Source organism: Streptomyces coeruleorubidus (genome assembly GCF_028885415.1).
GTDB lineage: Bacteria > Actinomycetota > Actinomycetes > Streptomycetales > Streptomycetaceae > Streptomyces > Streptomyces coeruleorubidus_A.
Map to the genome: position 1 here is coordinate 2,139,702 of NZ_CP118527.1, position 23,810 is coordinate 2,163,511.

The following is a 23,810-nucleotide window of genomic DNA, read 5'->3' on the forward strand; positions in this document are numbered from 1 at the left end:
CTGAAAACCCCCTTGACCGCACTAGCGACAGCCCCCTCGTGGGGTGACGTGGCCGTTCGACTGGAGTTGCACGTGGCCGGGCGCATCGAAGATTACGCACTCATCGGAGACATGCAGACCGCTGCCCTGGTCTGCCGGGACGGCACAGTGGACTGGCTGTGCCTGCCCCGCTTCGACTCGCACGCCATCTTCGCCGGCCTGCTGGGCAACGAGGAGCACGGCTTCTGGCGGCTCGGGCCCGCGTACGCCTCCGACCAGCAGCCGCCCACCGCGGCCCGGCGCAGCTACCGCGGTGACTCGCTGATCCTGGAATCCGAGTGGGACACCCAGCGGGGCACGGTCCGCGTGACCGATTTCATGCCGCCCCGTGACGGCGCTCCGCAGCTGATCCGGATCGTGGAGGGCGTCTCGGGCCGCGTGCCGATGCGCTCGGCGCTGAGGATGCGGTTCTCCTACGGGCGGGTGGTGCCGTGGGTGCACAAGCACGAGGGGCGCACGGTGGCCGTGGCGGGCCCCGACTCCGTGTGGTTCGACACATCCGCCGAGACCTACGGCAAGTCCCTGACGACGTACGCGGACTTCACGGTCGCGCCGGGTGACCGGATCGCGTTCACGATCTCCTGGCAGCCCTCGCACAAGGAGCCGCCGCCGCTGCCCGAGCCGGAGCAGTCGCTGGAGGCGACGGAGGACTTCTGGCGCGAGTGGGTCGACCACTGCACGTACCACGGGCCGTACCGCGAGGCCGTGGTCCGCTCGCTGATCACGCTGAAGGCCCTGACGTACGCCCCGACCGGCGGCATCGTCGCCGCGCCGACCACCTCCCTGCCGGAGGACATCGGCGGCGTCCGCAACTGGGACTACCGCTACACCTGGCTGCGCGACGCGGCGATCACCCTGTCCTCGCTGCTGCGCACCGGCTACCGCGAGGAGGCGCGCGCCTGGCGCGAGTGGCTGCTGCGGGCCGTGGCCGGCGACCCGGAGAACCTGCAGATCATGTACGGCATCGCCGGCGAGCGCGAGCTCGGCGAGGCGGAGCTGGACTGGCTGCCGGGCTACGAGAACTCCACCCCGGTCCGGGTCGGCAACGGCGCCGCGCACCAGCTCCAGCTGGACGTCTACGGCGAGGTGACCGAGGCCCTGCACCTGGCCCACATGACGGGCCTCGCGCGCAACGACTACGCCTCGCTGCTCCAGCTGAAGCTGATCCGCTACCTGGAGGACCACTGGCAGGACCCGGACGAGGGCATCTGGGAGGTGCGCGGCCCGCGCCGCCACTTCGTGCACTCCAAGGTGATGGCCTGGGTCGCCGTCGACCGCACGATCAAGCTGATCGAGTCCGGCGACGCCGACGGGCCGCTGGAGCGGTGGAAGGAACTGCGCGACGACATCCACCGGGACGTGTGCGAGAAGGGCTACGACAAGGAACGCAACACCTTCACGCAGTCGTACGGCTCGAAGGAGCTGGACGCGTCGCTGCTGCTGATCCCGCAGATGGGCTTCCTGCCGCCGGACGACAAGCGCGTCATCGGCACCATCGAGGCGATCCAGCGGGAGCTGTCCACGCCGGACGGCTTCATCCTGCGCTACCCGACGCAGGGCGACAACGAGGGCGTCGACGGCCTGCCCGGCGACGAGGGCGCGTTCCTCGCCTGCTCGTTCTGGATGGCCGACGACCTGGCGATGATCGGCCGCGTGGACGAGGCCCGCAAGCTGTTCGAGAAGCTGCTGTCGCTGCGCAACGACCTCGGCCTGCTGGCGGAGGAGTGGGACCCGCACCTCCAGCGCCAGGTCGGCAACTTCCCCCAGGCGTTCAGCCACGTGCCGCTGATCGACACGGCGCTGCGTCTGACGGCTTCGGGGGCCTACGGGGGCTGAACGGTCCCGACCGGGCGGCCATGGCTTCCCCCTCGAAGGCGGGCGCGGCCCTCACCGCGCTCCGACCTCGAAGGCGGGCGCAGCCATCACGGCGCTCCGCGAGGATCTGACCGGCGACGTGTTCGCTCCGGACGACCCGGGCTACGACGAGGCCCGGGCCGTCTTCAACGCCACGATCGACCGGCGGCCCGCCGTGCTCGCGCAGTGCGCCGGCTGCTGACGTACGCCGGCGGCGAGCGGAACCACTGGTCGGCGGAGTACCTGACGGGCTGGCCCGACGACTTCGTGGACGTCTTCTGCGCCCGGGCCGAGTCCATGCCGGTGCCGACCGGCACCCCAGCACGTGCTGTTCCCGCAGGGCGGGGCGATCGCCGGCGGCCCGGGCGAGTGTCCCGTGCCCTACCGCCACGCGCCCTGGGCGGTGCATCCCTTCGGCATCTGGGAGGACCAGGCGGACGACGAGCGGTGCGTGCGGTGGGTGCGGGACGTGCGCGCCGGCGTGCGGCCGTGGAGCACCGGCGCCGTCCACCTGAACTTCATCGGCGAAGAGGGCACCGAGCGGGTGGTCGCGGACCTGGGCGACGAGAACACCCGGCGGCTGGCGGAGCTGAAGCGGCGTTACGACCCGGACAGCGGGTTCCGCTGCAACTGCAACATCACGCCGGCCTGAGGGCCGTGAGCGTCCGTTCCCCCGCCGGGTCGCCCGCCGTGGCCGGGACCAGGGCGATCTCGTCGAGGCCGGCCTCGGCATAGGCGTCGATGCGGGCGCGGACGGTGTCGACGTCTCCGACGAGGGCGACCGTGTCCGCGGCCTCGGGCGGCAGGGCCCGCAGCAGGGTGTCCGGGTCGGCTCCCTTGGCGGCCAGTTCGACGACCGCGGCGAGCCCCGCCTCGACGAACATGTCGCTGTAACCCGGCACGGTGAGATAGCCGACGACGCTGCGCAGGACCTGCGTGAGCGTCTCCGGCTCCGGGTCCACGGCGGCGGGCAGCCACGCGGCCAGCCGGGGCGGCCTGCGCCCGGCCCGCTCGGCGGCGGCGAGCATCCGGGCCCGCAGCATGCGGACCTGCTCGGGGGAGACGAGGTCGAGCAGCATCCGGTCGGCGTGCCCGGCGGCCGCGGCGACCGCGCGTTCACCGAACGCCGCGACGGTGAGCATGCCTCCGGGCGGCGGAAGGCGGCGTAGGAAGCCGCTGCCGGGCACGATCGGCTCGCCCGGCCGGCTGTCCATCAGCGCGCGCACGGCCGCCGCCGACTCCGCGAGGGCGGCGGCGGGCCGGGTCCGCGGCCTGCCGTGCACGCCTTCGACGACCCTCTTGCTGGACGTGCCCAGGGCCACGCCGACGGGCCGGCCGGTGACGGCCGCGGTGGACGCGGCGCCCCGGACGATGGTGAGCGGGTCGCGCACCGACACCGGCACGGGCCCGGCCGTCAGCGTCGCCTGCCCGGTGGCCGCGCCGATCGCCGTCGCCAGGACGAACGAGTCCCACGTCGGCCCCTCGCCCGCCCACACCTCCCGGTAGCCGAGCCGGTCGGCGAGCACCGCGACCCGCAACGGCTCCTCGACCGGACTGTCGTCCTCCCGCCCTACCGCGACCACGCTCATGTCCATGACCGCGCCCGTACCCGATCGATCACGCGGTAATCCCGTGAGTGATCGTCCCGGGGCCGCTCCGGAGATGTCCGGAAGGCACCCGCGCGGGTAGCGTCCGGCACATGGACAGCGGGACGGACAGCGGCTACGACACCCAGGGCGCCGGAATCACCGTGCAGCGGGCGCTGGAGCTGCCGGGTCTGCGCAGCGGGCTGCCGGAGGTGCTGGCGGGCGCCGACCGGCTCGGGCGGACCGTGCGCTGGGTGCACGCCGGTGAGGTGCCGCACATCGCCTCGCTCCTCAAGGGCGGCGAGCTGCTGCTGACCACGGGCTACGGCCTCGGCACCCGCCCGGCCGAACAGCGGGCGTTCGTACGCACGCTGGCCGAGCGCGGCATCGCCGCCCTGGTCGTGGAGCTCGGCCCGCGCTTCACCCGGCTGCCCGCCGCCCTCGTCGACACGGCCCGTTCGGCCGGACTGCCGCTCGTCCAGCTGCACCGCGAGGTGCCCTTCGTCACGGTCACGGAGGAGATCCACACCGAGATCGTCAACGGCCACTACGCACTGCTCCAGCGGGCCGAGGAGGTGCACCGGCGGTGTACCGAGGCCCTGCTGGGCGGCGGCGGGGTGCCCCAAGTCCTCGGCATCCTGGGCGACTTCGGCGGCAACCCCGTCTTCCTGGAAACGGCGGACGGGCAGTTGCTGTACGCCGCCGGGGCCGGTCCCGAGGGCGCGGACCCGCTCCAGGTGTGGGAGGGGCTGCGCGCCCAGCACAGGGACGAGCCGCCGCTCGCGGGCTCGGTCCTGGTGGACGTGCCGGGCGGCGGGCCCGGCAGCGGGGGCGTGCGTGCGCGGCTCGTCCTGCTTCCCGTACGGACTGCCCTGGCACCGGTGCACCGGATGGCGGCCGAGCGGGCCGCGGACATCCTGGCCGTGGTGCTGATGCAGGCACGGCAGGAGGAGGAGCTGGCGGCGCGCGGGCGCGGCGACTTCCTCACGGATCTCGCCGAGGGGCGGGTCACGGCGGAGGACGCCCCGGCGCAGGGGCGCGTGCTGGGCTTCCGGCCGGGCGACGGCCCGCTGCTGCCGGTCGCCATGCGGCTCGGGGACGCCCCGACCCCGGGGGGAGGCTGGGCCGTGCTGGCCCGGGCGGTGTCCGAGGAACTGGCCTCGGTGGGCGTGCCGGTGCTGCTCGGGGTACGGCCGGTGGAGGGCCGGGTGCTGGTGCTGCTGGGGTTGCGCTCGGAGCCGGAGCGGGCGACGGTCGCGGACCGGGTGGCGGCGGCGCTGCGGGCCGGTGTCGAACGGGCCGGGATGCTGCGGCCGGGCGGGCCGCCGCCCGTGGTGGTCGTGGGGGTGGCCGGCGGCTGGACGGCCGCGGCGTCGGGCCTGCGGCACGCGGCCGAGACGGCCACGGCGGCCCAGGGCCTGCCGGACCGGCCGTGGTACGACGCCCGGCGCCTGGACATCGACCTGCTGCTGTGGCGGCTGCGTGACCATCCGGACCTGGCCGCCTTCGTCGACCGGGCCCTCGGCCCGCTCCTGGAGCACGACCGGCGCTCCCGGCCGCCGCTCCTGCCCACCCTGTCGACCTACCTCGCCCACGCGGGACGCAAGGCGGAGACCGCCCGGGAGCTTCACCTCAACCGGCAGACCCTCTACAACCGCCTGGCGCGCATCGGGGAGTTGCTGGGCACGGACCTCGACGACCCGCAGACGGTACTGGCCCTCAGCCTGGCCCTGCGGGCCCGCAGGCACGTTCTCTAGAGCCCGGGGGCTCCAGGCGAGGGGCCGGGGGCGCTATGCGAGGGGCCGGGGCTGGGTCAACTCGTCGTAAACACTGAGCACTTGGGCGACCGTCTCGTCCTCGCTCGGCCAGGTCGCCGCCTGCCGGATGCCCTTGACCTTCAGCAGCTCCCGGCGCTCGGGGTCGCCGAGCAGGCGTACGACGGTTCCGGCGAGCGCCTCCGCGTCCCCACGCGGGACGAGTTCGGCCGCGTCGCCGACGAGTTCGGGGATGCCGCCGACGTCGGTCGCGACGAGCGGCACGCGCGCGTGGAGGGCCTCCTGGGCGAGGACGGAGCGCGCCTCCTCCCACCGGCTCGGCAGCAGGGCGAGGTCGGCGGCGGCGAGCAGGTCGCAGATGTCGTCGCGCCGCCCGATGAGCCGGACGGGCAGCCCCTCGCTCTCGATCCGCTCCTGGAGTTCGCCGCGCAGCGACCCCTCGCCCGCAATCACGACCAGGGGCACGGGGTCGAGCCGGCGCCACGCCCGCGCGGCGTCCAGCAGCACGTCGTACCCGCGGTGCCGCTCAAGGGAGCCGACGGCCATCAGCAACGGCCGTCCGATGGCGCCGAGTTCGGCACGCACCTTGGGCCGCAGCCGGTCGGGGTCGTCGGGCTCCACGGGCCTGCGGGGGCTGGGCAGCGCGACGGCCGCGAGCCGTGCGTCCCGCGCCCCGGTCCGCCGCGCCCGGTCCACGAGCGCCGAGGTCGTCCCCAGCACCACGGTGGCCGCCTTCACGACCCGGCGCTCCAGTACCCGCAGCAGATGGGCGCGGGCCCCGTCGGCATGCGCCCGGTCGTGCCACGTCACGACGAACGGGGTCCGCACGCGCCGCCCGCTGAGCGCGAGCGCGGTACGGAACGAGGCGTGCAGCCCGTGCGCGTGCACCAGATCTGCGTCGGCACAGGCCGCCCGCAGGGCCGCCACCGACACCGGGTCACTGCTGCGCGGCACATGCACATGGTCGGCCCCGACACCGCTGAAGTCATAGGCGCGATCCGCCTCATAGGGGGCGCACACCGTGACTTTCACGCCCCGTGCGACGAGCCCGGCGGCCAGGGAGCGGACATGCGCACTGCTGGCCGCATTGCCTCCGCCCAGCACCTGCACGGTGCGCAACGGCGACTGGCCATGCGGTGAGTGGCTGCTCACGGGGGTCACGTGGCCGGGCTCCTGGTTCAGGTCGGGCGGTCACCGCGCAGGATTCCCACGCGTCCTCCGCCAAGGATGCCAGGACATATGCGGGTTCCGGGAACGCCCGAAGCCCGGCGGCGCGACAGTGGGGCGCGGCAAACGGGGAGATGCGCCGGTCCGGGTCACCCACACGAGTGAAGATCGGCGCATCCCGCGACAGCTACGCGACCGCTCCCGCGCTACACATCCGCCCGAGCCGTCGCCAGCAGCTCCTCCGCGTGCGCCCGGGCCGTCTGCGAGTCCTCCTGGCCGGCGAGCATCCGGGACAGCTCCCGTACCCGCTCCTCCCCTTCCAGCACCTTCACACCGGAACGGGTGACCGACCCGTCGTTCGTCTTCTCGACCAGCAACTGCCGGTCGGCGAAGGCGGCGACCTGCGGGAGATGGGTCACGACCACGACCTGCGCGCTCTTCGCCAGGCGCGCCAGCCGTCGGCCGATCTCGACCGCCGCCTTGCCACCGACACCGGCGTCGACCTCGTCGAAGAGATACGTCGGCACGGGATCCGTCCCCGCGAACACGACCTCCACGGCCAGCATCACGCGGGACAGCTCACCACCGGACGCCCCCTTGGCGATCGGCCGCGGCGGCGCGCCCGGGTGGGGGGCCAGCAGCAGCTCGACCTCGTCGGCACCCGCGGGCCCGTAGGCGACCGGACGGCCGCCGACCTCGACGCCGTCCGGGTCCTCGGTCTGCCGGATGTCGAAGGACACGCGCGCGTGCGGCATGGCGAGCGAGGCCAGCTCGGCGGTCACGGCCGCGGCGAACCGCTCTGCGGCATCCGTCCGCGCGTCCGTCAACGCCTGTGCGAGCCCGCCCAGTTCGGCCCGCAGCGCGTCCCGCTCGGCGGTCAGCTCCCCGATCCGCTCGTCGTCGCCGTCGAGTTCGGTCAGCCGGGCGGCGCTCCGCTCGGCCCAGGCCAGCACGGCGGCGATGTCCTCGCCGTACTTCCGGGTCAGCCCGGTCAGCGCGGCCCGCCGCTCCTCGACGGCCGCCAGCCGCAGCGGATCGGCGTCCAGATCGTCGGCGTACCCGGCCAGGTCCCCGGCCGCGTCGCGCAGCAGGATCCCGATCTCCCCGATGCGGTCGGCGAGCGCGGCCAGCGCCGGATCGTGCGACCGTACGGCGTCCAGGGCCCGCTGCGCGCCCGCGACGAGCGTCCCGGCGTCGACGCCCTCGGGGTCCTCCGGATTGCCCGCGAGCGCGGCGTGCGCGACCGCGGCGGCGGACGCCAGCGCCTCGGCGTGCCCGAGCCGCTCGGCCTCCTCGGCCAACTCCACGTCCTCACCGGCCCGGGGCTCGACGGCGGCGATCTCGTCGAGCCCGTAGCGCAGCATGTCGGCCTCCTGGGCCCGTTCACGCGCGCGCGTGGTGATCTCGTCGAGCTCTGCGGAGACGGCCCGCAGTCGCTTGTACGCCTCGCCGTACTTGGCCAGCGGCACGGCGACCGCGTCGCCCGCGTACCGGTCGAGCGCCTGCCGCTGCCGGGACAGCTTGAGCAGCCCCTGCTGGTCGGTCTGCCCGTGCACGGCCACCAGCTCGTCGGCGAGCTCGGCGAGCACGCCCACGGGCACGCTGCGCCCGCCCAGGTGCGCCCGCGAGCGCCCCTCGGCGGAAACGGTACGGCTGATCAGCAGCGCCCCGTCGTCGAGCTCGGCCCCGGCCTCCTCGGCGCGTACGGCGGCCGTGGCGTCGTCGGGGACGGTGATCCGCCCCTCCACGACGGCCTTCCCGGCCCCGATCCGCACGAGCGCCGGGTCCGCGCGCCCGCCCAGCAGCAACCCGAGGCTGGTGACCACCATGGTCTTGCCCGCACCCGTCTCACCGGTGACCGCGGTGAACCCGGGCGACAGCTCGACAACGGCGTCGTCGATCACACCGAGCGACCGTATCCGCATCTCCTCCAACACGGACACGACCTTACGAGGTCCGAGCCAAGGATTGCGACTGGCCTGCCCTTGTCACCCACGAGAGTGGATCGCCCGAAAGGGGCGCGGGGAACTGCGCGAACAACCACAAACCACCCGCACCCGCCGACGCTTCCAAACCACCCCCCACAAACCGCTAGTGAGGAGCCCCCCGCCACCCGGAAACCGGCAATGCGAACTTCGCCACCAGCCGATCCGTGAACGACGCATGATGCAGCCGAGCCAGCCGCACCGGCACAGCCCCCCGCCGCACCTCGACCCGCGCCCCCGGCGGCAACTCCACAGTCCGCCGCCCGTCACACCACAGAACCCCCGGCGGAATATGTGGCAGAACCTCCACAGCCAACACAGAATCCGGCGAAGTCACCAACGGCTTCGCGAACAGGGCATGCGCCGAGATCGGCACCATCAACAGCGCCTCGACCTCCGGCCACACCACCGGCCCGCCCGCGGAGAACGCGTACGCCGTCGACCCGGTCGGCGTCGCGCACACGATCCCGTCACAGCCGAAGCCCGTCACCGGCCGCCCGTCGATCTCGAGGACGACCTCCAGCATCCGCTCGGCGGACACCTTCTGCACGGCCGCCTCGTTCAGCGCCCAGTCCGTGTGCACGATGTCCCCGTTGCGGTGCACCACGACGTCGACGGTCATCCGCTCCTCGACCTCGTACGCCTTGGTCACCACCCGGTCGACGACCTTGTCGAGGTCGTCCCGCTCGGCCTCCGCGAGGAACCCGACCCGCCCGAGGTTGACGCCGAGCATCGGCACGCCCGACGCCCGCGCGAACTCGGCACCACGCAGCAGCGTGCCGTCACCGCCCAGCACGATGAGCAGCTCGCACCCGTCGAGGCACTGCGGAGTCGCCTCCCCGACCAGCTCCACCTCGTCCGGCAGCGGCAGGTCGCGCGCCTCCGCCTCCAGCACGCGCACGCCCAGCCCGGAGCGCAGCAGCCCCTTCACCACGAGCTCGGCACTGCGCACGGCCGCGGGCCGGCCCGTGTGGGCGAGCAGGAAAACAGTACGAGCTCGGTTCTCGGTCAACGCGGCCCCTCCGCAACTGCACGGTCGACATCGGCCGGGTCCAGTTCCGGTGCCCCGGCCCGCAGCCACAGAAAGTATTCGACATTCCCCGACGGCCCGGGCAGCGGACTGGCCGTCACACCCTTCACCCCGAGTCCCAGTCCCCAGGCCTTCTGGGCCACCCCCGTCACCGCTTCGGCCCGCAGTTGGGGACTGCGTACGACTCCCCCGCTGCCCAGCCGCTCCTTCCCCACCTCGAACTGCGGCTTGACCATCATCACCAGGTCCGCGTCCGGCCTCACGCACCGCACCAGGGCGGGCAGGACCAGCCCGAGCGGGATGAAGGACAGATCCCCCACGACAAGATCCACAGGCTCCCCATCGATCTCTTCAAGTGTCAATTCGCGTACGTTCGTACGGTCCTTGACGGTGACGCGTTCATCGTTCCGAAGAGACCATGCGAGTTGTCCGTATCCGACGTCCACGGCGACGACATGGGCGGCGCCCGCCCGCAGCAGGACATCGGTGAAACCGCCGGTGGACGCGCCGGCGTCGAGCGCCCTGCGCCCCTCGACGACCAGGCCCTGCGGCACGAACGCCGCCAGCGCGCCGGCGAGCTTGTGGCCGCCGCGCGACACGTAGTCGGGATCGCTGTCGTCGGTCGCGACGACGATCGCGGCCGCGGTCTCCACCTGCGTGGCGGGTTTGGTCGCGACGGTCTTGCCGACGGAGACCCGCCCGGCGGCGATCAGCTGGCCGGCATGCTCACGCGAGCGCGCGAGCTTCCGGCGGACCAGCTCCGCGTCGAGACGGCGGCGTGCGACTCCTGCCACGTTCGGTTCAGCTCCCCTGTCGGTATGTCGATGGGGGCGCCGGAGGTCCCGGGCGGGCGTCGAGCGCGGTGAGCGCGTCGCGCAGCCCCCGGTGTACATCCTCGTACACCTCGACGTGTCCGTCCGTGGTGAGGTGGTCCGCGTCACCGAGCCGGTCCAGGGCCGCGTCCACGTCTGCGTTGCCCGTGGGGGTGCGGGGCACCTTCAGCGGGGCGGGGGCGGCGGGGTCGTCCTCGGGCGCCGGCTCCGGCGCCGGCTCGGGCTCTTCCTCCACCACCGGCATTTCGGGAACTGCGTCTTCCATGCCCCGACGCTACCGCGAACCGCTGCGGTACCGTCGATCGCGATGGCCACGATCGAGGAGTGCCGCAGCGCACTCGACAAGCTCTCCGACAACATGCAGCACGCCGAAGGGAACGTCCGCGAGGCCGCGGCCCTGGACCGTTCGGTGAGCTGCCACATCACGGACCTGGACGTCACCTTCGTCGGCCGTATGCGGGGCGGGCGGATCGAGGTACGCGACACGGTCCAGGGCCCGCCGCCCGGCAAGGCCGAGATCAGGCTGGCCATGACCGGTGACGACCTGGTCGCGCTGGTCGACGGCCAGCTGAACTTCGCCAAGGCCTGGGGCTCGGGCCGGGTGAAACTGCACGCGGGCGTGCGCGACCTGCTCCAGCTCAGGAAGCTTCTGTAGCGGCCACCTTCCCGGCCCCGGTCCCCGCCCCGACGCGTGTCTTCCGCGCCGCCGGCACCACCAGCGGCGTGCCCGTCTCCGGGTCGTCGATGACCTGGCAGCGCAGCCCGAAGACCTCCTCGACCAGCTCGGCCGTGACGATGTCCTTCGGCGCGCCCTCGGCGATGACCCGGCCCTCGCGCAGGGCGATGAGGTGCGTGGCGTAGCGGGCGGCGTGGTTCAGGTCGTGCAGCACGGCGACGAGCGTGCGCCCCTGCTCCTCGTGCAGCTCCGCGCACAGGTCCAGCACGTCGATCTGGTGCTGGATGTCCAGGTACGTCGTCGGCTCGTCGAGCAGCAGCAACGGCGTCTGCTGGGCGAGTGCCATGGCGATCCACACGCGCTGGCGCTGACCGCCCGACAGTTCGTCGACGTAGCGCTCGGCCAGCTCGGCGACGCCGGTCTGCCGCATGGACTCCTGGACGACCCGCTCGTCCTCGGTCGACCACTGGCGCAGGATGCCCTGGTGTGGGTACCGGCCCCGGCCCACCAGATCGCCGACGGTGATGCCGTCGGGCGCGATGGACGACTGGGGCAGCAGGCCGAGCGTGCGCGCGACCTTCTTGGCGGGCATCGACTGGATGACCTGACCGTCGAGCAGCACCCGGCCCTCGCTGGGCTTGAGCATCCGCGACAGCGCCCGCAGGAGCGTCGACTTGCCGCACGCGTTGGGGCCGACGATCACGGTGAAGGAGTTGTCGGGTATCTCCACCGACAGTTGCTCGGCGATCACCCGCTGGTCGTAGGCGAGGGTGACGTTCTCGGCGGACAGACGGTTCACGGTGCTCCTTCGGTTCTTGCTCATATCCGGCCCGCCTTGCGTTCGGTGACCAGCAGCCACAGCAGGTAGACACCGCCGAGCACGCCGGTGACCACGCCCACGGGCAACTGCTCGGCGCCGAACGCCCGCTGTGAGAGCCAGTCGGCGACGACCAGCAGGGCGGCACCCATGCACAGGGAGGCCAGCAGGTTCGGGCCGGGCGCACGGGTCAGGCGCCGGGCCAGCTGCGGCGCGGTGAGCGCGACGAAGCTGACGGGACCGGCGGCGGCGGTCGCGGACGCGGTCAGCAGCACGGCCGCCACCATCAGCAGCAGCCGTACCCGCTCCACCCGCACCCCGAGGGCGTACGACACGTCGTCGCCCATCTCCATCATCCGCAGCCCGCGCGCGTTGACCAGGACGAGCGGCACGAGCACGGCGCACAGCCCGAGCAGCGGCCAGACCTGGGCCCAGTCACGGCCGTCGAGGGATCCCGTCATCCACACCACCGCGCGGGCCGCGTCCACGATGTCGGACTTGGTGAGCAGATAGCCGTTGACCGCCGTGACGATCGCGGAGACGCCGATACCGACCAGCACCAGCCGGTATCCGTGCACGCCCCGCTTCCAGGCGAGCACATAGATGGCGAGGCCGGTCACCAGGCCGCCCACCAGCGCGCCGGCGGCGACCTGGTTCGCGCTCCCGGAGAACAGCACGATCACCGTGAGCGCGCCGGCCGTCGCCCCCTGCCCGAGGCCCAGCACGTCCGGACTGCCCAGCGGATTGCGGGAGATGGACTGGAACAGCGCGCCGCCGAGCCCGAGCGAGGCGCCGACCAGCAGCCCGACCAGGACCCGCGGCAGCCGCAGTTCGTTGACGATGAACTCCTGGCCCGTGTTGCCCTCGCCGAACAGCGTCCGCAGCACGTCGGCGGCCGGGATCGGGAAGTCGCCGGTGCCGATGAGCACGACACTCGCCGTGAGCGCCGCGACCAGCAGCAGGAGCACGACGGTGAAGGCCCGCACGTCCAGGCGTACGGAGAGCCCGCCCGGGGTCCTCACGGCACGGTTGGTGGTCTTCACAGCTGCGCCGTCCTCCGCCGTCGTACGAGATAGATGAACACCGGCCCGCCGAGGATCGCGGTGACGATGCCCACCTGGAGTTCCGCGGGCCGGGCCACGATCCGGCCGAGGACATCGGCACCGAGCAGCAGCACGGGCGACAGGAACGCCGCGTACGGCAGGATCCAGCGCAGGTCGGGCCCGGTGAAGGAACGCACGACGTGCGGCACCATCAGCCCGACGAACACGATCGGCCCGCAGGCCGCGGTCGCCGCCCCGCACAGCACGGTCGCGGCCAGCATGGACAGCGCCCGCGTCCGGTTCAGGTTGGCGCCGAGCGCCTTGGCGGTGTCGTCGCCCATGGCCATGGCGTTGAGCGGCCGGGACAGGGCCAGTGCCAGGACCACACCGGCCAGCAGGAACGGCAGGACCTGCCGGATGGTCGAGTCGTTCGCCGCGGACAGCGAACCGATCGTCCAGAACCGCATCTTGCCGAGCGCCGCGTCGTCCATGATCATCACGGCCTGGAGGTAGCCGTAGAGCGCGGCGCTGAGCGCCGTACCGGCGAGCGCGAGCCGCACCGGCGTCGCGCCCCGGCTGCCGCCGAGGAACCACACCAGCGCCCCGACCGCGGCCGCGCCGAAGAACGCGAACCAGACGTAGCCGCTGAGCGAGGTGATCCCGAGGTACGTGATGGCCGTGACGACCGCGGCGGACGCGCCCGCGTTGATACCGAGCAGTCCGGGGTCGGCCAGCGGGTTGCGCGTGAGCGCCTGGAGAACAGCTCCGGCCAGACCGAGGGCGGCACCGGCGAGCAGCCCGAGCACGGTCCGCGACAGCCGCTCCGCGACGACCACGTCGCCGTATGTCCCCGAGTCCTCGAACAAGCCGTGCCAGACCTGCCCGAGGGACAGCTCTTTCGCTCCGATCACGATACTCGCCAGCGCGACGAGCACCAGGATCGCGACGGCCAGGAGGAGCCCGAAGGCCCGTATCGCCCGTCGGGTCGGGGGCGCGGGGGCGGTCTCCGCGCGCTGTTCGGGGGGACTGTCGACCAACACGCAGGTTAGGTTAGCCTACCCTGCCATCCGATCTCGATTCCGGAGCCCGGCCGCCGCCACGGACGCCCGGCCGGAGCGTGCCCGCGCACGCGGATCCAACGCGGACTCAGAACCGCGGACCCAACCGGCGCTCGGACCGCGGACCCAACGGGCGTCAAAGGCCCAGCCTCGCCAGCGACTTCCCCCCGTCCAGCTCGCACACACCCGCACCGGCCGCCGTCCACGCCGCGGCGCACAACGCACGCAGCCCGTCCAGCGCCTCACCGTCCCCGTCGAGCTCCAGCCGGTCCGCACCGGCCGTCGCCGTCCAGCCACCGCACCGGAACCCGCCGTCGTCCGCCGCGGCGACATCCGGCTGGCCGCTGAGCATCCCGCGCAGATCGGCGTCCACATACGTCGGCCGGTGCTGCGGAGGCGCGGCCAGCAGCTGCGCGCCGTCGGTCACCCCGGTCAGGACGAGCAGCGAGTCGACATCCCCGTTGAACGCGCCCTCGATGTCCGTGTCCAGCCGGTCCCCCACCACCAGCGGCCGCTCGGCCCCCGTCCGCAGGATGGTCTCCCGGTGCATCGGCGGCAGCGGCTTGCCCGCGACCTGCGGCTCGGCGCCCGTGGCGATCCGCACGACCTCCACCGCCGCGCCGTTGCCCGGCGCGATGCCCCGCCCGCTCGGAATCGTCAGGTCGGTGTTCGAAGCGAACCACGGCACACCGCGCGCGACGGCGTAACTGGCCTCCGCGAAACGGCCCCACGGCAGCTCGGGACCGCCGTACCCCTGCGCAACCGCCGCCGGATCGTCGTCCGCCGACTCCACGGGCACGAGCCCGCGCTCGCGCAGCGCCACCCGCAGCCCCTCGCCGCCGATCACCAGCACACGGGCGCCCTGCGGCACCTGCTCGCTGATCAGCCGCGCGACCGCCTGCGCCGAGGTGATGACATCGTCCGCGCCCGTCGGTATGCCCAGCTCGGTCAGATGCTCGGCCACCGTGTCCGGAGTCCGCAGCGCGTTGTTGGTGACGTACGCCAGACGCATCCCGCCCGTCCGGGCCGTGGCCAGCGACTCGACCGCGTGCGCGATCGCGCTCCCGCCCGCGTACACGACACCGTCCAGATCGAGCAGCGCCGTGTCGTACGCCTCGCTCAGGGCCTGCCCACTGCCCTCGGGCCTCGTCCTGACGCTCCGGCTCATCCCGCATCGCTCCTCGTTCGACGGCTTTCCCCCGATCATCCCCCATGCCACTGACACCCGTACGATGCCGGGATGAACACAGCAGGTCACTCGGAAGCAACGGAGCGCCGAGGCCTGGAACTCACCCCGTTCCGAGGCCTTCGATACGACCCCGACCGGGTCGGCAGCCTGGCCGCAGTGACGTCCCCGCCGTACGACGTCGTCGTCCGCCCCGACGGAGTCCACCATCTCGAGTCCGCCGACCCGCACAACATCGTCCGTCTGATCCTCCCCCAGGCCGCCACCCCGAGCGCCCGGAACGACCAGGCCGCCGAAACCCTGCGCCGCTGGCTGTCCGAGGGCGTCCTGAACACCGACCCGGACCCCGGCCTGTACGTCTACGAGCAGCGGGACGGCAACGGCATGCTCCAACGCGGCGTCATCGGCGCCCTGCGCGTGTCGGACCCGGCCGAGCAGGTGGTGCTGCCGCACGAGGACGTCATGCCGCACATCGTCGCCGACCGCGCGGCCCTGATGCGGGCCACCTCCGCGAACCTCGAACCCCTCCTGCTCACCTACCGCGGCGACGACTCGACGACCGCCACGGCGGACCTGATCGAGCGCACCGCCGAAAAGCCCCCGCTCCTCGCGACCACCACGGAGGACGGCTTCAGCCACCGCCTGTGGTCGGTCACCGCCCCCGCCGACCTGGCCACCATCCAGACCGACCTGGCCCGTCACCAGGCCCTCATCGCCGACGGCCACCACCGCTGGGCGACCTACCGCCGCCTCCGCACGGAGCACCCGTCCCCCAGCCCATGGGACCACGGCCTGGTCCTGCTGGTCGACACGGCCCGCTATCCCCTCCGCGTCCGCGCCATCCACCGCCTCCTCCACGGTCTGCCGGTCGGCGACGCCGTGGCCGCCCTGCACGGCCACTTCCGCGTGCGCCGCCTCGAAGTCCCGCTGTCCGAGGCCCTGGAGGCACTGGCGGACGCGACCTGCGCGGGCAACGCGTTCCTGCTGGCCGGCGACGGTTCCTTCCATCTCGTCGACCACCCGGACCCGGGCCTCCTGGCCCGTACGATCCCCGCCGACCGCCCCACCGCCTGGCGCACCCTCGACGCGACGGTCCTGCACGCCACGCTCCTCGACCACGTCTGGCGCATCCCCGAGGACTCCCCCGCGCACATCACCTACATCCACGACACGGCCGCCACGGTCGCGAAGGCGGAACGCGACGGCGGTACGGCCGTCCTGATGCACCCGGTCCGCGAGGAGGTCGTCCGCGACCTGGCCCGGCAGGGCGTCACCATGCCACGCAAGTCGACGTCGTTCGGCCCGAAGCCGGCCTCCGGCCTGGTGCTGCGCGCGCTGGACCTCTGACGCGCCGGCTGCGACGCACGAAGGGGGCGGATCCCGACCGGAATCCGCCCCCTCTACGCAACGTCAGTCCTTCTCCTCCACGGCGGCGTCGCCGCCCTCACCCTCGTCCTTGTCCTCGGCCTCGTCCTCGTCCTCGGCCAGGGCGTCCATGAACTCCACGCCGTCCAGCTCGGCGAGCCGGTCCGAGGCGTCCGTGCTGCCGTCCCGGTCGGCCTCCACGGCCTTCGCGAACCACTCCCGCGCCTCAGGCTCCCGCCCGGCGGCCAGCAGCGCGTCGGCGTAGGCGTACCGCAGCCGCGCGGTCCACGGCTGCATGGAGTTGGAGGCCAGCTCCGGGCTCTGAAGCGTCACGATGGCCGCGTCCAGCTGCCCCATGTCCCGCCGCGCACCGGCCGCGACGAGCCGCATCTCGACCTGCCCGGCCTTGTCGAGCTTGTGCACCTCGGGTGCCCCGGCCATGTCGAGCGCCTTCTCCGGCCGCCCGAGACCGCGCTCGCAGTCGGCCATGACAGGCCACAGGTCCACGTTCCCGGTCATGCGCCGCGCGGCCCGGAACTCGGCGAGAGCCTCGCTGTACTTCTGGTTCGCGTACGCGGCGAAGCCGCCCGCCTCCCGTACGGCGGCGACACGCGAAGCCAGTCGCAGGGCCACCTTGGAGTAGGCGTACGCCCCCTCGGGATCCTCGTCGATGAGCCGGGCGACCATCACCAAGTTCTTGGCGACGTCGTCGGCGAGCGTCTTGGGCAGGCTCTGCAGCTCCTGCCGTACGTCCTTGTCGATCTCCTCGCCCGTGACGTCCTCAGGGATCGGCAGCCGCTTGATGGGCTCCCGATCCCGCTCGCGCTCGTCACGGAAGCGGCCACCGCCACGCCGGTCGTCACGCCTGTCGTCGCGCCTGTCGTCACGGCCCCGGAAGCCCCCGGGCCGCCCACCGCGATCGTCGCGGCGCGGCCCGCGCCCACCACGGTCGTCCCGGCTCCGGAAGCCGCCACGGTCGCCACGGGTGTCACGGTCGCCGCGGCTGTCGTCCCGACGGAACTCACCACGCTCGCGACGAGGACCGTCGTCCCGCCGGAAACCGCCGCTCCCGCCCCGGGGGGCATCGTCGCGCCGGAAACCGCCACGGTCCCCACGGTCGTCCCCACGGCGCTCGTCACGACGCTCATCCCGACGGCCGTCACGGCGGTCATCCCGACGGTCGTCTCGGCCACGGAAACCACCGCGGTCACCGTCGCGCCGGAATCCGCGATCCCGGTCGCCGCCACGGAATCCACGGTCCCGGTCGTCACCGCGGAAGCCACGGTCCCGGTCGTCCCGGCGCTCTCCGCGGTCGTCACGGCGGTGGAACCCGCCGCGGTCGCCCTCACGCCTGTCATCACGACGGTCATCCCGTCGGAATCCACCGTGCTGCCCACGGTCGTCGTCCCTGCGCGGCCCTCGGTCACGGTCGTCGCGCCGGCCGTAGCCGCCACCGCGGTTGTCGTCACGCCGGAACCCGCCCCGATCGCCCCGATCTCCACGCTCGTCCCGACGCTCCCCCCGGTCGTCGCGCCGGGAGGAGGGACGCTCCCCACGGTCGTCCCGACGGAAGGAGGGGCGGTCACCCCGGTCGTCGCGCCGGGAGGAGGGACGCTCCCCACGGTCGTCCCGACGGAAGGAGGGGCGGTCACCACGGTCGTCGCGCCGGGAGGAGGGACGCTCCCCACGGTCGTCGCGCCGGAAGGAGGGACGGTCACCACGGTCGTCACGCCGGAAGCCGCCCTGGTCGCGATCGTCCCTGCGCGGCCCTCGATCACGGTCGTCGCGCCGGCCGTGGCCACCACCACGGTTGTCGTCACGCCGGAAGCCACCGCGCTCCCCGCGGTCGCTTCGGCCGCTTCGGTCGCCTCCGCGGAAGCCGCCACGGTCTCCACGGTCCCCGCGCTGACCGCCGCGATCGCTCCGGTCGCCCTCCCGTCGCCGCTGGTCGCGCTCCGGTCGGTCGTCGGGAGAGTTGGTGGACATGGTGACTCCTGTCTTCGGTACTGCAAGTCATTCTCGCGCAGCCGGGTGCCCAGCGCGCAGTGCAAAAACAAAAAGGACCCCTGGTCCCAGCTGAACGCTGGTGACCAGGGGTCCTTCCAAAGATTGTTCGGCGGCGTCCTACTCTCCCACAGGGTCCCCCCTGCAGTACCATCGGCGCTGTAAGGCTTAGCTTCCGGGTTCGGAATGTAACCGGGCGTTTCCCCTACGCTATAACCACCGAAACCCTAATGGTTTCGAGCGAACAAGCACACTCTTCAATTGTTTGTTCTGCTCAAAGCCGACAACCGTTCGTTGTCTCAGAACTAACACAGTGGACGCGAGCAACTGAGGACAAGCCCTCGGCCTATTAGTACCGGTCAACTCCACACGTTACCGTGCTTCCATATCCGGCCTATCAACCCAGTCGTCTACTGGGAGCCTTACCCCATCAAGTGGGTGGGAGTCCTCATCTCGAAGCAGGCTTCCCGCTTAGATGCTTTCAGCGGTTATCCCTCCCGAACGTAGCCAACCAGCCATGCCCTTGGCAGAACAACTGGCACACCAGAGGTTCGTCCGTCCCGGTCCTCTCGTACTAGGGACAGCCCTTCTCAAGACTCCTACGCGCACAGCGGATAGGGACCGAACTGTCTCACGACGTTCTAAACCCAGCTCGCGTACCGCTTTAATGGGCGAACAGCCCAACCCTTGGGACCGACTCCAGCCCCAGGATGCGACGAGCCGACATCGAGGTGCCAAACCATCCCGTCGATATGGACTCTTGGGGAAGATCAGCCTGTTATCCCCGGGGTACCTTTTATCCGTTGAGCGACGGCGCTTCCACAAGCCACCGCCGGGTCACTAGTCCCGACTTTCGTCCCTGCTCGACCCGTCGGTCTCACAGTCAAGCTCCCTTGTGCACTTACACTCAACACCTGATTGCCAACCAGGCTGAGGGAACCTTTGGGCGCCTCCGTTACCCTTTAGGAGGCAACCGCCCCAGTTAAACTACCCATCAGACACTGTCCCTGATCCGGATCACGGACCCAGGTTAGACATCCAGCACGACCAGACTGGTATTTCAACGACGACTCCACACTAACTGGCGTTAGCGCTTCACAGTCTCCCAGCTATCCTACACAAGCCGAACCGAACACCAATATCAAACTGTAGTAAAGGTCCCGGGGTCTTTCCGTCCTGCTGCGCGAAACGAGCATCTTTACTCGTAGTGCAATTTCACCGGGCCTATGGTTGAGACAGTCGAGAAGTCGTTACGCCATTCGTGCAGGTCGGAACTTACCCGACAAGGAATTTCGCTACCTTAGGATGGTTATAGTTACCACCGCCGTTTACTGGCGCTTAAGTTCTCAGCTTCGCCCCACCGAAATGGAGCTAACCGGTCCCCTTAACGTTCCAGCACCGGGCAGGCGTCAGTCCGTATACATCGCCTTACGGCTTCGCACGGACCTGTGTTTTTAGTAAACAGTCGCTTCTCGCTGGTCTCTGCGGCCACCCCCAGCTCGAGGAGCAAGTCCCCTCACCAGGCGTGGCCCCCCTTCTCCCGAAGTTACGGGGGCATTTTGCCGAGTTCCTTAACCATAGTTCACCCGAACGCCTCGGTATTCTCTACCTGACCACCTGAGTCGGTTTAGGGTACGGGCCGCCATGAAACTCGCTAGAGGCTTTTCTCGACAGCATAGGATCATCCACTTCACCACAATCGGCTCGGCATCAGGTCTCAGCCACATGTACGACGGATTTACCTATCGCACGGCCTACACCCTTACCCCGGGACAACCACCGCCCGGGATGGACTACCTTCCTGCGTCACCCCATCACTCACCTACTAACCGCTTGGTTCGGCGGCTCCACCACTCCCCTTTGCCCGAAGGCTCCGGGGCGGCTTCACGGCCTTAGCATCACGATGCTCGATGTTTGACGCTTCACAGCGGGTACCGGAATATCAACCGGTTATCCATCGACTACGCCTGTCGGCCTCGCCTTAGGTCCCGACTTACCCTGGGCAGATCAGCTTGACCCAGGAACCCTTAGTCAATCGGCGCAAACGTTTCTCACGTTTGTATCGCTACTCATGCCTGCATTCTCACTCGTGAACCGTCCACAACTACCTTCCGGTGCTGCTTCACCCGGCACACGACGCTCCCCTACCCATCACAGCCGGCGTTGGCCGTATTACTGCAATGACACGACTTCGGCGGTACGCTTGAGCCCCGCTACATTGTCGGCGCGGAATCACTAGACCAGTGAGCTATTACGCACTCTTTCAAGGGTGGCTGCTTCTAAGCCAACCTCCTGGTTGTCTCTGCGACTCCACATCCTTTCCCACTTAGCGTACGCTTAGGGGCCTTAGTCGATGCTCTGGGCTGTTTCCCTCTCGACCATGGAGCTTATCCCCCACAGTCTCACTGCCGCGCTCTCACTTACCGGCATTCGGAGTTTGGCTAAGGTCAGTAACCCGGTAGGGCCCATCGCCTATCCAGTGCTCTACCTCCGGCAAGAAACACACGACGCTGCACCTAAATGCATTTCGGGGAGAACCAGCTATCACGGAGTTTGATTGGCCTTTCACCCCTAACCACAGGTCATCCCCCAGGTTTTCAACCCTGGTGGGTTCGGTCCTCCACGAAGTCTTACCTCCGCTTCAACCTGCCCATGGCTAGATCACTCCGCTTCGGGTCTTGAGCGTGCTACTCAACCGCCCTATTCGGACTCGCTTTCGCTACGGCTACCCCACCCGGGTTAACCTCGCAACACGCCGCAAACTCGCAGGCTCATTCTTCAAAAGGCACGCAGTCACGAGAATGAAGACAAGTCTTCATTCCGACGCTCCCACGGCTTGTAGGCACACGGTTTCAGGTACTATTTCACTCCCCTCCCGGGGTACTTTTCACCATTCCCTCACGGTACTATCCGCTATCGGTCACCAGGGAATATTTAGGCTTAGCGGGTGGTCCCGCCAGATTCACACGGGATTTCTCGGGCCCCGTGCTACTTGGGTGTCTCTCAAACGAGCCGCTGACGTTTCGACTACGGGGGTCTTACCCTCTACGCCGGACCTTTCGCATGTCCTTCGCCTACATCAACGGTTTCTGACTCGTCTCACGGCCGGCAGACCATGAAAGAGAGATCCCACAACCCCGTATACGCAACCCCTGCCGGGTCTCACACGCATACGGTTTGGCCTCATCCGGTTTCGCTCGCCACTACTCCCGGAATCACGGTTGTTTTCTCTTCCTGCGGGTACTGAGATGTTTCACTTCCCCGCGTTCCCTCCACACTGCCTATGTGTTCAGCAGCGGGTGACAGCCCATGACGACTGCCGGGTTTCCCCATTCGGACACCCCCGGATCAAAGCCTGGTTGACGACTCCCCGGGGCCTATCGTGGCCTCCCACGTCCTTCATCGGTTCCTGGTGCCAAGGCATCCACCGTGCGCCCTTAAAAACTTGGCCACAGATGCTCGCGTCCACTGTGCAGTTCTCAAACAACGACCAGCCACCCATCACCCCGCCCTACACAGGCGAGTTCACTGGGGCCGGCGCTGAGGAAAAATCCATTCCCTCAGACACCCAACAGCGTGCCCGGCCAAATCCCGTCCGGAGATCATGCGTTCCACGCTCTTACGAGCAGTACTAGCAGCCTCCGACCCGAGGTCCTGGCCGAGTAGTCAACGTTCCACCCATGAGCAACCAGCATCAGACACTCGCTGATGTACTGGCCTCTGACCTCACCCCGAGGGGATCGGTAAGAAGTGCTCCTTAGAAAGGAGGTGATCCAGCCGCACCTTCCGGTACGGCTACCTTGTTACGACTTCGTCCCAATCGCCAGTCCCACCTTCGACAGCTCCCTCCCCACAAGGGGGTTGGGCCACCGGCTTCGGGTGTTACCGACTTTCGTGACGTGACGGGCGGTGTGTACAAGGCCCGGGAACGTATTCACCGCAGCAATGCTGATCTGCGATTACTAGCGACTCCGACTTCATGGGGTCGAGTTGCAGACCCCAATCCGAACTGAGACCGGCTTTTTGAGATTCGCTCCACCTCGCGGTATCGCAGCTCATTGTACCGGCCATTGTAGCACGTGTGCAGCCCAAGACATAAGGGGCATGATGACTTGACGTCGTCCCCACCTTCCTCCGAGTTGACCCCGGCGGTCTCCCGTGAGTCCCCAGCACCACAAGGGCCTGCTGGCAACACGGGACAAGGGTTGCGCTCGTTGCGGGACTTAACCCAACATCTCACGACACGAGCTGACGACAGCCATGCACCACCTGTACACCGACCACAAGGGGGACCCTGTCTCCAGGGTTTTCCGGTGTATGTCAAGCCTTGGTAAGGTTCTTCGCGTTGCGTCGAATTAAGCCACATGCTCCGCCGCTTGTGCGGGCCCCCGTCAATTCCTTTGAGTTTTAGCCTTGCGGCCGTACTCCCCAGGCGGGGCACTTAATGCGTTAGCTGCGGCACGGACAACGTGGAATGTTGCCCACACCTAGTGCCCACCGTTTACGGCGTGGACTACCAGGGTATCTAATCCTGTTCGCTCCCCACGCTTTCGCTCCTCAGCGTCAGTATCGGCCCAGAGATCCGCCTTCGCCACCGGTGTTCCTCCTGATATCTGCGCATTTCACCGCTACACCAGGAATTCCGATCTCCCCTACCGAACTCTAGCCTGCCCGTATCGACTGCAGACCCGGGGTTAAGCCCCGGGCTTTCACAACCGACGCGACAAGCCGCCTACGAGCTCTTTACGCCCAATAATTCCGGACAACGCTCGCGCCCTACGTATTACCGCGGCTGCTGGCACGTAGTTAGCCGGCGCTTCTTCTGCAGGTACCGTCACTTTCGCTTCTTCCCTGCTGAAAGAGGTTTACAACCCGAAGGCCGTCATCCCTCACGCGGCGTCGCTGCATCAGGCTTTCGCCCATTGTGCAATATTCCCCACTGCTGCCTCCCGTAGGAGTCTGGGCCGTGTCTCAGTCCCAGTGTGGCCGGTCGCCCTCTCAGGCCGGCTACCCGTCGTCGCCTTGGTGAGCCATTACCTCACCAACAAGCTGATAGGCCGCGGGCTCATCCTGCACCGCCGGAGCTTTCGAACACCTTGGATGCCCAAGATGATCAGTATCCGGTATTAGACCCCGTTTCCAGGGCTTGTCCCAGAGTGCAGGGCAGATTGCCCACGTGTTACTCACCCGTTCGCCACTAATCCCCACCGAAGTGGTTCATCGTTCGACTTGCATGTGTTAAGCACGCCGCCAGCGTTCGTCCTGAGCCAGGATCAAACTCTCCGTGAATGTGTACCGGTAATCCGGTGCAACACCACGAGAGCGGAACAGCCAGGCGGAATAAGCCCGGCCGTTCACAGCGTCCTCGCTGTGTTTTTTCAAAGGAACCTCG

15 protein-coding genes, 3 rRNA genes and 2 pseudogenes are annotated in these 23,810 nt (G+C 69.7%); 5 read left to right on the top strand and 15 right to left on the bottom strand.

Going from position 1 to position 23,810, the window contains the following annotated elements; all coding sequences use genetic code 11:
• The first annotated feature begins 72 nt into the window (after positions 1-72).
• Positions 73-1,875 carry a glycoside hydrolase family 15 protein gene (locus tag PV963_RS09960; protein ID WP_150480027.1) on the top strand — a complete coding sequence of 601 codons (1,803 nt, stop codon included), beginning with the start codon at positions 73-75 and terminating at the stop codon, positions 1,873-1,875.
• Between the two features lie 231 nt (positions 1,876-2,106).
• A pseudogene (locus PV963_RS09965) lies at positions 2,107-2,545 on the top strand (BBE domain-containing protein); the annotation flags it as partial.
• Here the strand turns inward: PV963_RS09965 and PV963_RS09970 are convergent.
• Positions 2,532-3,488, bottom strand: a complete 957-nt coding sequence (locus tag PV963_RS09970; RefSeq protein ID WP_274815290.1) for an LLM class F420-dependent oxidoreductase — start codon at positions 3,486-3,488, stop codon at positions 2,532-2,534. The pseudogene PV963_RS09965 and the gene PV963_RS09970 sit on opposite strands and share 14 nt — an antisense overlap.
• A 104-nt stretch (positions 3,489-3,592) precedes the next feature.
• Here PV963_RS09970 and PV963_RS09975 point away from each other — a divergent pair, with 104 nt between their 5' ends.
• Positions 3,593-5,236 carry a PucR family transcriptional regulator gene (locus PV963_RS09975; RefSeq protein ID WP_274815291.1) on the top strand — a complete coding sequence of 548 codons (1,644 nt, stop codon included), beginning with the start codon at positions 3,593-3,595 and terminating at the stop codon, positions 5,234-5,236.
• A 33-nt stretch (positions 5,237-5,269) separates the two neighbouring features.
• On the opposite strand, the gene PV963_RS09980 is transcribed toward PV963_RS09975, so the two are convergent.
• The 5 genes from PV963_RS09980 to PV963_RS10000 form a co-directional block, all read right to left on the bottom strand.
• The gene (locus PV963_RS09980; protein ID WP_274815292.1) at positions 5,270-6,415 is read right to left on the bottom strand and encodes a glycosyltransferase family 4 protein; all 1,146 of its coding nucleotides are present in this window, start codon (positions 6,413-6,415) and stop codon (positions 5,270-5,272) included.
• Between the two features lie 212 nt (positions 6,416-6,627).
• On the bottom strand, positions 6,628-8,346 hold the full coding sequence (recN, locus tag PV963_RS09985; RefSeq protein WP_274821986.1) for a DNA repair protein RecN: 1,719 nt from the start codon (positions 8,344-8,346) through the stop codon (positions 6,628-6,630).
• Between the two features lie 166 nt (positions 8,347-8,512).
• Entirely contained in the window at positions 8,513-9,418 is a 906-nt protein-coding gene (locus PV963_RS09990) for an NAD kinase (RefSeq protein ID WP_274815293.1), read from the bottom strand.
• Complete coding sequence (locus PV963_RS09995) at positions 9,415-10,230, bottom strand: TlyA family RNA methyltransferase (protein ID WP_274815294.1); 816 nt, start codon at positions 10,228-10,230, stop codon at positions 9,415-9,417. The genes PV963_RS09990 and PV963_RS09995 overlap by 4 nt, the downstream gene beginning before the upstream one ends.
• Before the next feature lie 7 nt (positions 10,231-10,237).
• A complete protein-coding gene (locus tag PV963_RS10000) occupies positions 10,238-10,534 on the bottom strand; it encodes a hypothetical protein (protein ID WP_274815295.1) in 297 nt (98 codons plus the stop codon).
• 42 nt (positions 10,535-10,576) lie between these two features.
• Here PV963_RS10000 and PV963_RS10005 point away from each other — a divergent pair, with 42 nt between their 5' ends.
• The gene (locus PV963_RS10005; RefSeq protein WP_274815296.1) at positions 10,577-10,924 is read left to right on the top strand and encodes an SCP2 sterol-binding domain-containing protein; all 348 of its coding nucleotides are present in this window, start codon (positions 10,577-10,579) and stop codon (positions 10,922-10,924) included.
• Here PV963_RS10005 and PV963_RS10010 read toward each other — a convergent pair.
• The 4 genes from PV963_RS10010 to PV963_RS10025 form a co-directional block, all read right to left on the bottom strand.
• Positions 10,908-11,768 carry an ABC transporter ATP-binding protein gene (locus PV963_RS10010; RefSeq protein ID WP_274815297.1) on the bottom strand — a complete coding sequence of 287 codons (861 nt, stop codon included), beginning with the start codon at positions 11,766-11,768 and terminating at the stop codon, positions 10,908-10,910. The two genes, PV963_RS10005 and PV963_RS10010, sit on opposite strands and share 17 nt — an antisense overlap.
• A complete protein-coding gene (locus PV963_RS10015) occupies positions 11,765-12,805 on the bottom strand; it encodes a FecCD family ABC transporter permease (RefSeq protein WP_274815298.1) in 1,041 nt (346 codons plus the stop codon). The genes PV963_RS10010 and PV963_RS10015 overlap by 4 nt, the downstream gene beginning before the upstream one ends.
• Positions 12,802-13,845: a FecCD family ABC transporter permease gene (locus tag PV963_RS10020; protein ID WP_274815299.1), complete on the bottom strand. Its 1,044-nt coding sequence runs from the start codon at positions 13,843-13,845 to the stop codon at positions 12,802-12,804. The genes PV963_RS10015 and PV963_RS10020 overlap by 4 nt, the downstream gene beginning before the upstream one ends.
• 154 nt (positions 13,846-13,999) lie before the next feature.
• Positions 14,000-15,031, bottom strand: coding sequence for an HAD hydrolase-like protein (locus tag PV963_RS10025; RefSeq protein WP_274815300.1), 1,032 nt, complete (start codon positions 15,029-15,031; stop codon positions 14,000-14,002).
• 72 nt (positions 15,032-15,103) lie between these two features.
• Here PV963_RS10025 and PV963_RS10030 point away from each other — a divergent pair, with 72 nt between their 5' ends.
• Positions 15,104-16,396 carry a DUF1015 domain-containing protein gene (locus tag PV963_RS10030; protein WP_274815301.1) on the top strand — a complete coding sequence of 431 codons (1,293 nt, stop codon included), beginning with the start codon at positions 15,104-15,106 and terminating at the stop codon, positions 16,394-16,396.
• A gap of 63 nt (positions 16,397-16,459) precedes the next feature.
• Here PV963_RS10030 and PV963_RS10035 read toward each other — a convergent pair whose 3' ends face one another.
• The 5 genes and pseudogenes from PV963_RS10035 to PV963_RS10055 form a co-directional block, all read right to left on the bottom strand.
• Positions 16,460-17,209: a tetratricopeptide repeat protein gene (locus tag PV963_RS10035; protein ID WP_274821987.1), complete on the bottom strand. Its 750-nt coding sequence runs from the start codon at positions 17,207-17,209 to the stop codon at positions 16,460-16,462.
• 279 nt (positions 17,210-17,488) lie between these two features.
• A pseudogene (locus PV963_RS43965) lies at positions 17,489-18,148 on the bottom strand (DEAD/DEAH box helicase); the annotation flags it as partial.
• 377 nt (positions 18,149-18,525) lie between these two features.
• A 5S ribosomal RNA gene (gene rrf / locus PV963_RS10045) occupies positions 18,526-18,642 on the bottom strand.
• 105 nt (positions 18,643-18,747) lie between these two features.
• Positions 18,748-21,869 (bottom strand): 23S ribosomal RNA (locus PV963_RS10050).
• A gap of 310 nt (positions 21,870-22,179) precedes the next feature.
• Positions 22,180-23,707, bottom strand: a 16S ribosomal RNA gene (locus PV963_RS10055).
• Together the 16S, 23S and 5S rRNA genes form the textbook arrangement of a ribosomal RNA operon.
• Positions 23,708-23,810: the final 103 nt, after the last annotated feature.